Here is a 13,106-nt window from a genome sequence, read left to right on the forward strand (position 1 = left end):
CCGTTCACCACTCTGCCGAACGCCATGACGTCCTGACGGTCACGCAGCCGGTCGCCACGATGCCGGGCTTTCGCGCATGATCGCCAGGCCGGTCCTGCTCGATGTGACGCGTCTGGTTTCGCGCAGCTGGACGCGGCGCTATTCGACCGGGATCGACCGGGTCTGCTACGCCTATCTCGACCAGTTCGGTCCCCGCGCGCAGGCGGTGGTGCAGCATCGCGGCGTCCTGCGGGTCCTGACGCCACGACACTCCGATACGTTGTTCGCGATGCTGACCGGGCCCGACAGCCAGTTTCGCAGCCGGATGATGACCTTCGCGCCTCGCGCCATTGCGACGGCGGCACCGCGGGTCGATGGTCGCCAGGCAATCTACCTGAATGTCAGTCACACCGACTTCGACCTGAGCGATCATATCGGCTGGACGCGGGCGTCCGACCTGCGGCCGGTCTATCTGTTGCACGATCTCATTCCGATAACCCACCCGCATTTCTGTCGGCCGCACGCCGTTCGCCGTCACCGCGGGCGAGTGCTCAACGCGCTGGCGACTGGGGCCGGGATCATCGTGAACTCGGCTGCGACCGCCGAGGATCTCGCCAGCTTCGCGGCGTCTCAGGGCGTAAGGTTGCCGTCGGTGCTGACCGCACCGCTGGCGGGCGCCCCGCTGCAGCACCAGGCCGCAACCGCGGCAGCTGCCGACCCCTATTTCGTGTGCGTCGGGACAATCGAGCCCAGGAAGAATCATCTGGCCCTGCTCCAGCTCTGGGACCGACTGGTCGCGCGGCTGGGCGATCTCGCGCCGCGGCTCGTGGTCATCGGCCAATGGGGCAGCGGATCCGATCCGGTACGCGCAACGCTGAGGACCAACGGCCGGCTTCGCGATCATGTGACGATCATCGATCGCTGCGCCGACGGGGACATGGCGCGCCTGGTGTCCGGTGCCGAGGCGCTGCTGATGCCGACCCTGGCGGAGGGGTTCGGCTTGCCGCTGGTCGAGGCGCTCGAGCTCGGCACGCCGGTCATCGCCAGCGACCTGCCCTGTTTCCGCGAGCTCGGGCAGGGAATACCGACGCTGCTCGACCCGCATGATCTCGACGCCTGGGAGGGCGCCATCCGCAGCTTTTCCGGCGACGGGGGCGACAGATATCGCCAGCTGGGGCTCATGGCGGGATTCCGACCCTATCGGTGGAGCGACCACTTCGCCGGAGTGGAGGCATGGCTTGAAACGCTGTCGTCATGGAGCGGTACCACAAGGTCCGGACCCGTGCCGGCGCTCGACCTCCATGACCATGATGTCCCCCGGTCCGAGACGTCCGGCTGGATGGGGCGCCCGCCCGACACGGGGTTCGTTGCCGGACTGCATCCCACCCCGATCGACCGCTGACCCGACCCTATTGCGAGAATAGAACCCGACGTGCTGCAACGTTACAAAATCGCGAGCCCCCTGTTCCTGCTCCTGGTGGTCATGCCGACCGCCATTGCCGTCCTGTATTTCGGACTCTTCGCCAATGACGTGTATCTTTCGGAATCGCGGTTCGTGGTCCGCAGCCCGAGCAAGAGCAGCATCTCGCCGCTTGGCATGGTGCTGAGCGGCGGCGGACTGACCGGGGCCAGCGAAGAGAGCAACGCCGTTTCCGAATATCTCGAATCGCGCCGCGCGCTTGCCGAGACGGATACCGACGCCCTCGTCCGCAATGCCTATGGTAATCCGGGCATCTTCTGGTTCGATCGCTTCGGCGGCACGTCGGGAACGTCGCGCGAGCAACTGTACAAATATTTCCAGACCAAGGTCGCGGTCGAACAGGGCACGACCACCCATGTCACCAAGCTGACGGTCCGTGCCTTTACCCCGCAGGATGCGCAACGGATCAACGCCCGACTGCTCGAACGGTCCGAGGCGCTGGTGAACAGCCTGTCGGAGCGCGCCAGGGCGGATTCGATCGCGATCGCGACCGGCGAGGTGAATGATGCCAAGCGGGTGGCGCAGGACGCGGCCATTGCGCTGTCGCGCTTCCGGAACCAGCAGGGCGTGATCAATCCCGAGCAGCAGGCGACCGCCCGCCTGCAGATGATCTCCAAGCTTCAGGACGAGCTGATCTCGGCCCGTACCCAGTTGCAGCAGCTCCAGACATACACCCCCGAGGCATCGCAGATCTCGTTCCTGCGCGTGCGGGTGGCGGCGCTGCAGCGTGAAATCGACCAGCAGACGGCCGGTGTCGCCGGCGGCAATCGATCGCTGTCCTCGGCGGCTGTTCGCTATCAGGAGCTGCAACTGACCTCGCAATTCGCCGAGAAGCAGCTCGCCGCCACGCTCGTCTCGCTGCAGGACGCGCAGGCGGAAGCGCGCCGCAAGCGTGCCTATATCGAGCGGATCGCGAACCCGAGCCTGCCCGACTATGCGGTCGAGCCGCGTCGCTATCGCGGCATCATCGCGACCTTCATCCTCGGCCTGCTCGTCTGGGGTGTCGTGTCGATGCTGATGGTCGGTGTGCGGGAGCACCGCGACTGATGGAGCGCGAGGTTTCCAGCCAGCCGTCGCTCCGGGAAAGTGGCAGGGTCCAGATCCGGATCCTGAGCGCGCTGCTCATCCGCGAGATGCTGACCCGCTATGGCCGGCACAATATCGGCTTCCTGTGGCTGTTCGTCGAGCCGATGATCTTCACGCTCGGGGTCACCGCATTGTGGACCGCAACCAAGTCAGTCCATGGCAGCGATCTGCCGATCGTCGCCTTTGCGCTGACCGGCTATTCGAGCGTGCTGTTGTGGCGCAACATGCCGGGCCGCTGCATCGGCGCGCTGTGGAACAACCTGGCGCTGATGTACCATCGCAACATCAAGGTGCTCGACATCTATGTCGCGCGCCTGCTGCTCGAATTCGGCGGCGCGACGATTTCGTTCACGACGCTCAGCATCGTGTTCATCTCGCTGGGGTGGCTGTCGCCGCCCGAGGACTTCATGGAAGTGGTGGCCGGCTGGCTGCTGATCGCCTGGTTCGGATCGGTGCTTGCGATCACGCTGGGCGCGCTGTCGCATGAGAGCGAACTTGTCGACAAGCTGTGGCATCCGGCGTCGTACCTCATCTTCCCCCTGTCGGGTGCCGCCTTCATGGTCGACGCGCTGCCGCCGATCGCACAGGAGATCGTGCTCTACATCCCGATGGTCCACGGGGTGGAGATCGTCCGCGAAGGCTATTTCGGATCGCGGGCGCATGCGCATTACGACCTCGGCTATGTCATCCCGTTCACCCTGATACTCAGCTTCATCGCGATGATGCTGGTGCGCTCGGTCGCCCGACGGGTGGTGCCGGAATGATCACGGTCCGCGACATCCGCAAAATCTATCCGACGCGGTTCGGCGAGAATCTCGTGCTGGACGGGGTCAGCTTCGACCTGCGCATGGGCGAGCGGTTCGGGGTGCTTGGCCGCAACGGTGCGGGCAAGTCGACCATGATCCGCCTGGTCAGCGGCGCGGAGCGTCCGACCGGGGGAACGATCGACCGGCAGATGTCGGTTTCCTGGCCGCTGGCATTCGGGGGCGCGTTTCAGCACCAGCTGACGGGCGTCGACAATATCCGGTTCATCAGCCGGATCTATGCCCAGGACTTCAAGAGCAACCTTGCCTTTGTCGAGGAGTTTGCCGAACTCGGGCCGTATCTGCGCGAACCGGTTCGCACCTATTCGTCCGGCATGCGCGCGCGTCTGGCGTTCGCGATCTCGATGATCATCGAATTCGACTGCTTCCTGATCGACGAGATCGGTGCGGTCGGCGATGCGCGGTTCCACGCGCGGTGCGATTACGAGCTGTTCGAGAAGCGCGCGGATCGGGCGATGATCATCATCTCGCACGATGCGGCCTATATCCGCGATCACTGCAATCGCTGGGGGGTGCTGCATGACGGCAAGCTGGTGCTCTACGACGATTTCGAGCTGGCCTATGCCGACTTCAAGGAACTGATTGGCTGGAAGCCCCCTCCGGGCTGGCCGCATGTCGAGGTATCTACTGCGTGAAGCTTTCCCTGTTTCCCCGCCGCCACGGGTCCGTGGTCGTTCGTCAGGACAAGGTTCCCCCCAACCTGTACCGGCCGGTGTCGCAGGCCTGCACCCAGGATCAGATGATCGATCCTGCCTATGCCTATTGGTGCGCGCGCATCGCGGAAGTGCCCCGCATGCACCGCAAGCAATGGGAATTCTGCTACATCCTGCAGGTTCTGGCGCGCTATGGGATGCTGGCGCCCGGCCTGCGCGGTCTGGGCTTCGGCGTGGGCGGCGAACCGCTGGCGGCCGTGTTCGCCGCGCGAGGCGCGTCGATCCTCGCGACCGACCTGGAACCGCAGCGGGCGGCAGAGGAAGGCTGGGTGGATACGGCGCAGCACGCCTCGGGGAAGGAGGCGCTCAACGATCGCGGCCTGTGCGACCCGGCGACGTTCGACGCGCTGGTCGATTTCCGCTTCATGGACATGAACGCGATCGGCTCCGACCTGGCGGGCGAGTTCGATTTCTGCTGGTCGGCCTGCGCGCTGGAGCATCTCGGGTCGATCCGCCAGGGGCTGGAGTTCATCGAGCACTCGGTCGATTGCCTGAAGCCCGGCGGGCTGGCGGTGCATACGACCGAGTTCAACTGCGAGTCCGACGACGATACGCTGGACGATGCGTCGACCGTGCTGTTCCGCAAGCGCGACTTCCTGGAACTGGCCAACCGGCTGGCCGCGAAGGGATGCCACCTGGCATTCAACTTCGAACTCGGGGAACAGCCGCTGGACAAGCATATCGACGTTGCTCCGTACAGCGTCGACAATCACCTCAAGCTGCGCATCGATCAGTGGGTGACGACGTCGTTCGGGATCGTCGTGCGCAAGCCGTTGCCACGGCGATGACGGCGATGAAGATCCTGATCGATGGCTATAATCTCGGGCTCGAGAAGGGCACGGGCGTGGCCACCTATGCCCGCAACCTGAGCTACGAGCTTCACAATCTCGGTCACTCGGTATCGGTGCTGTATGGCAACCACGCCTCGTCGGCCAAGGACGGGTTGTTGCGCGAGGTGTCGTTCTTCGACGGGGCCGAAGAGCGGCGCGGGATCGTCGATATCCTCACCCAGGTCCAGCACGCCGTTCGCGGGCCGCTCGGCCACAGCGCCGCCGCAGTGCCCATGACCGGCGCGGTCATCTCGCGAACCTTCGAGGCGCGGCTTCCCTATTTCGACCGGATGCTGAATGCGTCGGACGTGTTCAAGCGGTCGCAGAGCGCCTTCAAGCTGTGGGGCGGCCTGTCGCGCGTCCGGGTCGACGACGATCCCGACCTGGTGCACTGGACCTATCCGCTGCCGCTGACGGTGGCGGGCAGGCCGAACCTCTACACGGTGCACGACATCGTGCCGCTCCGGCTTCCCTATACGACGCTGGACCACAAGCGCCGCTATCTCCAGCTTCTGCGCAAGCTGGACAGGTCGGCCGATCATTTCGTCACGGTGTCAGAATGTTCCAAGCGCGACATGGTCGAAATCCTGGGGATCTCGCCCGACCGGATCACCAACACCTACCAGTCGGTGGACATCCCCGCGTCGCTGAGGGAAAAGTCCGAGGCGCAGGTCGCGCGGGAGGTCGAGGGCCTGGCCGGGGTTCCGTACAAGGGCTATTTCCTATTCTGGGGATCGATCGAGCCGAAGAAGAATATCGGCCGGATGATCGAGGCCTATCTGGTCAGCAAGGTCGATGCGCCGCTGGTCATCATCGGTGCCCAGGCATGGCGATCCAAGGGCGAGCTCAAGCTGCTCGGCAGTGCCGAGACGGGTCCCGGCGTCGATGCCGGGAAACGCATCGTCCGACTGCCCTATGCGTCGTTCGGGCTGCTGGTCAGCCTGATCCGCGGCGCCCGCGCGGCGCTGTTCCCGTCGCTCTACGAGGGGTTCGGCCTGCCGGCGCTGGAAGCGATGCTGCTTGGAACGCCGGTGATCTGTTCGAACACCTCTTCGTTGCCGGAGGTCGCGGGCGACGCGGCGTTCATGGTTGACCCCTATGATACCGTCGCGCTGACATCGGCGATCCGGACGGTCGATGCGGACGAAGGGCTGAGGGACGATCTTGGCCGTCGCGGTGTCGCCCAGGCCGCGCAGTTCAGCCCCGCTGCCTATCGCGAGCGGCTGGACGGTCTCTACCGGCGGTTCCGCTGATGCGAAACGAATACAAACGAATGGAAAGACGCATGTCCGCTTTTGAAGGCGCTCTGGAAATGGCCCGCAGGTCGCGACGCCCGTTCTCGATCGCGCTGCTTGCCCTGGCTCTTGCCGGTTGCACCACGCTGGGTGCGCCGGGCCCCTCGACCGGGGCCGTGAAGCGTGCCGCCGATCAGAATTATGCCGCCGGATCGATCAAGCTGGTCGATCTCGACGATCAGGTGGTCGAACGCGTTTCGGCCTTTGGCGTGTCGCGGCGCTTCTCCGAAGTCTTCGGCGACGCGGCGCCGATGGGGACGATCATCGGTCGTGGCGACGTCGTCGATATCGCCATCTGGGAGGCGCCGCCGGCGGTCCTGTTCGGCGTGACCAGCGTCGATGCGCGGCTGGCAGCCAACCCGCTCGTCGCACAGAGCGCATCGATCCCCCAGCAGATGGTCGGCGATGACGGCAGGGTGTCGATCCCGTTCGTCGGAACTGTCGTCGTCGCCGGACGCTCGACCGCCGAGGTCGAGCGGGAGATCGTGCGCCGGCTGACCGGCAAGGCACATGGTCCGCAGGCCGTCGTGCGACTGGTCCAGAACGAGGCCCGCAACGTCACCGTCATCGGCGAGGTGGCAAACAACCGCCGCGTGCCGCTGAGTTCGCGCGGCGAACGCCTGCTCGACGTGCTGGCGGCTGCGGGCGGGAGCAAGCAGCCGGTTGGCAAGACGACGGTGCAGGTGTCGCGTGGCTCCACTGCAGCGGTCATGCCGCTGGAGACGGTGATCCGCGACTCCAGCCAGAATATCCGCCTTCGCCCCGACGATGTGGTGACGGTGCTGTTCCAGCCCTACAGCTTCATCGCGCTGGGCGCGGTGACGCAGAATGCCGAGGTTCCGTTCGAGGGATCGGGCCTGACCCTGGCGCAGGCGCTGGGCCGGATCGGCGGGCTTCGCGACGATCGGGCCGATGTGAAGGGCGTGTTCATCTTCCGGATGGAGGATCCCAGCGCACTCGATCCCGCGGTCGCCGCCACCGCCCGCAAGACGTTGGACGGCAAGATCCCGGTCATCTACCGCCTGAACCTGTCGAACGCCTCGAGCTTCTTCGTGGCCCAGAACTTCGCGATCCGCGACGACGACATCCTCTATGTCTCGAACGCCCCCGGCGTCGATCTTCAGAAGTTCCTGTCGACGCTGTCCAATCTCGCTTTCTCCACGATCGCGATCGGCAATGCGCTCAACTGATCGATGCGCAACCGGGACCATCGCATGACGGGATCTCCGCATCGTCCGGCTCGACACCGGGCGACCGGGCATTCCGCCGTCCGTGCAATTCTTGAACGAAGGATTTTTTCTTGACGTCTTACGCGCGCTACGATGGCGCCACGCTGCCGCGTGCGGTCGGGTCCGATCTGCCGAGCGGGTCGCGGGTGTCCGACGGCCGGGCCGGGCATCTGTGCTTCGGCCCCTATGCCACGCTCGACCCGGGCACCTATGTCGCAGGCTATTATGTCCGAAAGCTTCCGGGTTCCTCGCGCGGCCAGATCGATTTCGACGTGTTCGTCGCCGGCCGCGAGGTGCTGGCGCACCGCACCGTCTCGACCGAGACGCTGTTCGAGGACACATTGGCATTCCTGACGGTCGAGTTCTCGGTCGATGAGCGCGCCGAGCGGACGGAAGTGCGGCTTTATGTCCATCACGGCGTGCTCGTCGAAATCTCGGAACTGGTGATCTTCTCCACCCGACCGCGTAACTGGGGCGGCAAGTGAGCCGGGGCATCGGACGGATACTGGGGCGGCGGACTGGTTCTGCCGGGGCTCCGGGCGCGATCCGCGGCCCCTCGTCACTGACCCTGGCGGACCTGGCGCGCCGTATCGAGGAAGTGGGCAATGTGGGCGCCCGGCATGCTGAAGCCTATGTCGATCATCGGCTGGCGACCCTCCGGTCGGCTCCGGACGACAGCGGCCGGCGGATCGAGGCGCGCGCCTTGCTCGCATCTCAGGAAGCCAAGGCCTATGCCGACAGTTCGATCGGCAGCCTCAGCATGGCGTTGCGCGGCATGAGCCGGGTCGTGCTCCGGCTGTCGCGGCGCGTCGACCAGATCGAAGGGCAGAGCGGCGACGCAGTCGGGCGGGGTCCGAATGGGGATGCCGCCGTCGCGCCTGACCGGGGAATCGACCGCCGCGACACCGACACCATGACGGATCTCAAGGCCGATCTGCTGCGGATCGAAGCCATGGTGGAGGATGTGGCGGGGCGTCTCGCGGATCTGGAACGCCGGCAGGGCACGGCGAACCCGCAGGCGTCGTCGGGGCAGCGGTCGAACGAGTCCTGACCTTCGCAATGCCAGTGCACCCGGCCTGGCGCGGACAGATGTTGCTGGTGGCCTCAGGCACCTGATGGAAGAATTCGATGATGACCAACTTGGCCAAGACGGGTTTTGAGAATGCGGAGGAAGCTTCGGTTTCCTTCTCGGTCGTGATCAATACCGACAACCGGCTGGACTATCTCAAGCGCACCCTGGGCGGGCTGCGCTATTCGAGATATCGCAATTTCGAGGTGTGCGTGGTCGCCGGGCCGACGCCCGATGGCACGCGCGAATATCTCGAGACGCTGAAGGGCGAGATAAAGGTCGCCCATTGCCCCGAACGCATCCTGTCGATGTCGCGCAACATCGGCATCGCGATGGCGGCGGGCGATGTCGTCTGCTTCATCGACGACGACGCGGTGCCGGAGCCCGAATGGCTCGGCGACCTCGCCGAGGCGTATCGCGATCCCGATGTCGGTGCCGCGGGCGGCTTCGTCTATGACAATAGCGGCGTGAACTTCCAGGCGCGCTACGTCACCACCAACCGACTGGGCTATCCCACCGACTGGAATGTCCCGGCGCCGCACATCAACTTTCCGTTTGCGCTCGATTATCCGCACCTGCTCGGCACCAATTGCTCGTTCCGGCGGTCGGCGCTGCTGGAGATTGGCGGGTTCGACGAGGAGTTCGAATATTTCCTCGACGAAACCGATGTCTGTTGCCGGATCAACGACGCCGGCTATCGCATCGCCCAGCTGTCCAACGCATTCGTGCATCACAAATATGCGCCCAGCCATCTGCGCGACGAACGCAAGATCGTGCGCAACTGGTATCCGCTGCTGAAGAACCGGATCTATTTCGGACTGCGCAACGGGTTGAACCATCACAGCAAGCACGAGGTGGTCGAAGCCGGCCTGGCCGATGCGCGCGGTTGGGAGCACGGCATCGAGTGCGGCCGGCAGTCGGGCGACTATAGTGCCGAAGAGGTGGTGCGTTTCTACGACGAAGCCGAGCGCGCTGTCCGCGACGGCCAGGCCCGCGCGAGCGAGCCGGCCAAGATGCTGAGCGAAGCGACGCGGGTGGCGTATCGGTCGGACTTCAGCCGCTATCCGGTGATCCTGCCGGACGAGGATCGTTCGACCATCTGTTTCGTGACGCAGGATTATCCGCCGGGCCAGAATGGCGGCATCGCGCGCAACGTCGCACAGCTGGCGCGTTCCTTCGCCGCCGAAGGGCATCAGGTCCATGTGCTGACGAAGTCGCGCGGGACGGGGACGCTCGATTTCGAGGACGGCGTCTGGGTCCACCGGGTCGAGATGCGGCACTTCCCCGAACCCAGCCCGTCGCCGATCGCGCCGCATGCCGTGCCGTCGCACATCTGGAATTATGGCCAGACCATGCTGGCGGAGGTTCGGGCGATCGACGCCAAGCACAAGGTGGACATCGTCTATTGCCCGCTCTGGGACTGCGAGCCGCTGGCCTTCCTGCTGAGCGGCGAGTTTCCGCTGATCGTCGCGCTCCAGACGACGATGCGGTTCTGGCTGGAGAGCCAGCCGTTGAAGGTCGCCGATGCCGAATGGATGCGTGAGTTCGGTCGACCGATCCTGGCGATGGAGGAACTGATCCTCCAGAACGCCGGCATGATGCATGCGAACAGCCGGGCGATCGTGCGCGACATCCGCGAGCAATATGGTCTGGCGCTGCCCGAAGACCGCCTGTTCTACTCCCCGCATGGCATGGAGGACTGGTCGCAGGGCATGGAGCCGGCGCCGCCCGCCACGGGAGGCGAAACGCGGATGCTGTTCGTCGGGCGACTGGAATCGCGCAAGGGCATCGACGTCCTGCTCGAGGCGATCCCCCAGGTGCTTCAGGCCTATCCGAACGCTATTCTCGACATCGTCGGCGACGACACGATCCCGCGCCCCGACGGCACGACCTACAAGGGCGAGTTTCTCAAGCGGAAGCTGCCCATGGCGGTGGCGAGCCGGATCCGCTTTCATGGCCGGGTCGAGGAAGACGAACTGCGCCGCTTCTACCAGAAGTGCGACATCTTCGTCGCGCCGTCGCGGTATGAATCCTTCGGACTGGTCTTCCTGGAGGCGATGGTGTTCGGCAAGCCGGTGATCGCCGGCGACGCGGGCGGCGGGCCCGAGGTGGTGACCGATGGCGAAAGTGGTCTGCTGGTCCCGCCCGGTGATTCGGTCGCGCTGGGCGCCGCACTGGAGCGATTGCTCGCCGATCCGCTGCTCCGATCGCGCCTGGGAGCGAATGCGCGGCGCCATTACGAAACCCGCTTTACCGACGCCGTCATGGTGCGGGACTTTCTGGCTGCCTTCGTGCGGATGGGAGTCCGCGAGGAACGAGGCACCGCGATCGAGGCGCCGTCGGGATCGGATCAAATGAAGCGCATGCAGCTGGCTTCGGCCGGCGCCTGAACGCTCGGGAACATTGGAAAGAGGGACGATGACTTTAAGGCAGCCTATCGCTGAAGCGCTCTCGCAGGGCGTGTGCCGCACCATCCGGGCGACCGGATGGGAGCGGATTCCCAACCCCGCGCTCGGCGCGGACGCGCTTCGCACCTATCGCTTCGGCGAGCCGCTGGTGCTGATGTGCTCTGCCGAGACGACAGCGCTCCAGTTCCTGGCGCATGAATGGAGCGGGGCGGTGATCATCAAGACCGACGCCGGCTCCGAGCTGGTGTCGCTGTCGCGCGATCATGGCGGCGAGATCGTCGAGGCCAGGCTGCCGAAGCATGATCGCGACTTCGAGGTCAGCATCGAATCGATCGCGGTATCGGGGCGCGAGCCGGAGCGGTGCGAGGCCTGGCTGCTCGGCGTGATGTTCGATGGGGTAGCCCAGCCGGTGTCGCGTTCGCTGCTCCTGAACCAGTGGACCAAGATCGTGTACGGCGACTGGGGCGAGTTCCTGGTGCTGGCGAGCGACGAGGTGATACCCGGCGCGATCGTTCGCGAGGGCGCCTGGGCGCCGCGGGACATCGAGCTGTTCCAGCAACATATCGGGGAGGGCGATGTCGTCCTCGATGTCGGCGCCAATTTCGGGCACCACTCGGTCGTCTTCTCAAAGCTGGTCGGCGACGCGGGACGGGTGATCGCGATCGAGGCCCAGTCGCTGATGTACCGGCTGGTGCACGCCAATGCGGCGCTGAACCGCCGGTACAATATCCTGCCCATCCACGCCGCCGCCGGTGCCGAGGAGGGCAGCGTCACCATGTTCTCGGTCGATTATGACGGAGATCATAATTTCGGCGCGCTGGCGGTCGACACCGAAAACGACGCTGAGGACGCGCGAGGCGAGCGCGTGGCGGTTCATACGCTCGACACGCTCCTGCCGCAGCATCTGGAGGGGCGGCCGGTCCGCTTCGTGAAGATCGACGTTCAAGCCTATGAACTTTACGTGCTGAAGGGGATGGCGGAGACGATCTCGCGTGATCGTCCGACGATCTTCATCGAGATCTCGCCCTATTGGATGCGTCGCGCCGGCTATGACTATGTCGAGATCTACGACTTCCTGCGCGCGCGGGGCTATGATTTCATTCACCGCGACGGGATCGTGCCTGGCCCGAACGGCGTGCCCGAAGTCGCGGAGGACGACAAGATCGAATGGGATCTGCTGGCGGTGCCGCAGGCCGCGGACAAGGGGCAGGCGGCCGAGGCGCCCTAACCGGCGCGTCGAGCGCGCCGGGGCGCATCCGATTTCTCGCCGTGCAGCTTGGCGGCTGCGCGGCCAGTCGGCATAACGCTGGGGACTCCGGCCAAAAGGGGCCGGCACAGACATGCGAGGACCGATGCGGCGCCTGATCCTGATTCTTCTCGGCGTGGTTGCGCTTGCGGCGGCGGCCTGGTTCCTGTTCTTCAGGGGATCGGGCACGCCGCCGGTCTATGCGGTCACCGTGGTCAAGACGATGCCGCACGATCCCGACGCCTTCACCCAGGGCCTGTTCTACCGCGACGGCCATTTCTACGAGAGCACGGGCGGCGAGGGGACGTCGAACCTGCGCAAGGTCGATCCGGCGACCGGCAAGGTGCTGCAGCAGCAGGATCTGAGCCCGGCCTATTTCGGCGAAGGCATCGTCGACTGGGGCGACCGCGTCCATCAGGTCACGTGGAAGAACCAGCAGGGCTTCACCTACACGATCAAGGATTTCACCCCGCAGCCGGGCTTTTCCTATGAGGGCGAGGGCTGGGGCCTGACCCGCAACGACAAGAACATCATCCTCAGCGACGGAACGCCGGTGCTCCGCTTTCTCGATCCCGCCACGATGAAGGAAGTGTCGAAGCTGACCGTCACCGCAAACGGCTGCCCCGTCGAGGAGCTCAACGAGCTCGAATGGGTCGATGGCGAGATCTATGCCAATATCTGGCAGACCAAGCTGATCGCGCGGATCGATCCGGCGACCGGCAAGGTGACGAGCTTCCTCGATGTGACCGGTCTCGGGCCGCAGACCAGCGACCCGGATGCGGTTCCCAACGGCATCGCCTATGATCCCGCGGGCAAGCGGCTGTTCCTGACCGGCAAGCGCTGGCCCGAACTGTACGAGGTCCGCGAAGGGTCGCGCCAGCCCGATTCCGCGCCGGCAATGGGGCAGGCGGCGCAAATCATGGCGTGCAAGGCGGGCGGCTGACCGC

The 13,106-nt window shown here is 65.3% G+C and carries 12 protein-coding genes; all 12 read left to right on the plus strand.

The window, feature by feature from the left end:
- Positions 1–76: 76 nt before the first annotated feature.
- Positions 77–1,381, plus strand: a complete 1,305-nt coding sequence (locus TPR58_RS18965; RefSeq protein WP_346248317.1) for a glycosyltransferase family 4 protein — start codon at positions 77–79, stop codon at positions 1,379–1,381.
- A 30-nt stretch (positions 1,382–1,411) separates the two neighbouring features.
- Positions 1,412–2,506 carry a KpsE/RkpR family capsule polysaccharide export protein gene (locus tag TPR58_RS18970; RefSeq protein ID WP_346248318.1) on the plus strand — a complete coding sequence of 365 codons (1,095 nt, stop codon included), beginning with the start codon at positions 1,412–1,414 and terminating at the stop codon, positions 2,504–2,506.
- The gene (locus tag TPR58_RS18975; protein WP_346248320.1) at positions 2,506–3,309 is read left to right on the plus strand and encodes an ABC transporter permease; all 804 of its coding nucleotides are present in this window, start codon (positions 2,506–2,508) and stop codon (positions 3,307–3,309) included. Before TPR58_RS18970 ends, TPR58_RS18975 begins: the two co-directional genes overlap by 1 nt.
- Positions 3,306–4,004: an ABC transporter ATP-binding protein gene (locus TPR58_RS18980; RefSeq protein ID WP_346248321.1), complete on the plus strand. Its 699-nt coding sequence runs from the start codon at positions 3,306–3,308 to the stop codon at positions 4,002–4,004. The genes TPR58_RS18975 and TPR58_RS18980 overlap by 4 nt, the downstream gene beginning before the upstream one ends.
- Entirely contained in the window at positions 4,001–4,870 is an 870-nt protein-coding gene (locus TPR58_RS18985; RefSeq protein WP_346248322.1) for an SAM-dependent methyltransferase, read from the plus strand. Before TPR58_RS18980 ends, TPR58_RS18985 begins: the two co-directional genes overlap by 4 nt.
- 5 nt (positions 4,871–4,875) lie before the next feature.
- Positions 4,876–6,165: a glycosyltransferase family 4 protein gene (locus tag TPR58_RS18990; RefSeq protein ID WP_346248323.1), complete on the plus strand. Its 1,290-nt coding sequence runs from the start codon at positions 4,876–4,878 to the stop codon at positions 6,163–6,165.
- Between the two features lie 32 nt (positions 6,166–6,197).
- Positions 6,198–7,397, plus strand: a complete 1,200-nt coding sequence (locus TPR58_RS18995) for a polysaccharide biosynthesis/export family protein (protein ID WP_346248324.1) — start codon at positions 6,198–6,200, stop codon at positions 7,395–7,397.
- A gap of 110 nt (positions 7,398–7,507) precedes the next feature.
- Positions 7,508–7,921 carry a hypothetical protein gene (locus TPR58_RS19000; protein ID WP_346248325.1) on the plus strand — a complete coding sequence of 138 codons (414 nt, stop codon included), beginning with the start codon at positions 7,508–7,510 and terminating at the stop codon, positions 7,919–7,921.
- Positions 7,918–8,487: a hypothetical protein gene (locus TPR58_RS19005; RefSeq protein WP_346248326.1), complete on the plus strand. Its 570-nt coding sequence runs from the start codon at positions 7,918–7,920 to the stop codon at positions 8,485–8,487. Before TPR58_RS19000 ends, TPR58_RS19005 begins: the two co-directional genes overlap by 4 nt.
- A gap of 77 nt (positions 8,488–8,564) precedes the next feature.
- The gene (locus tag TPR58_RS19010) at positions 8,565–10,895 is read left to right on the plus strand and encodes a glycosyltransferase (RefSeq protein ID WP_346248327.1); all 2,331 of its coding nucleotides are present in this window, start codon (positions 8,565–8,567) and stop codon (positions 10,893–10,895) included.
- A 28-nt stretch (positions 10,896–10,923) separates the two neighbouring features.
- A complete protein-coding gene (locus tag TPR58_RS19015; protein WP_346248328.1) occupies positions 10,924–12,141 on the plus strand; it encodes an FkbM family methyltransferase in 1,218 nt (405 codons plus the stop codon).
- Positions 12,142–12,265: 124 nt separating this feature from the next.
- Entirely contained in the window at positions 12,266–13,102 is an 837-nt protein-coding gene (locus TPR58_RS19020; RefSeq protein WP_346248329.1) for a glutaminyl-peptide cyclotransferase, read from the plus strand.
- Positions 13,103–13,106: the final 4 nt, after the last annotated feature.

It is taken from the genome of Sphingomonas rustica (assembly GCF_039652585.1).
Taxonomy (GTDB): Bacteria; Pseudomonadota; Alphaproteobacteria; order Sphingomonadales; family Sphingomonadaceae; genus Sphingomonas; species Sphingomonas rustica.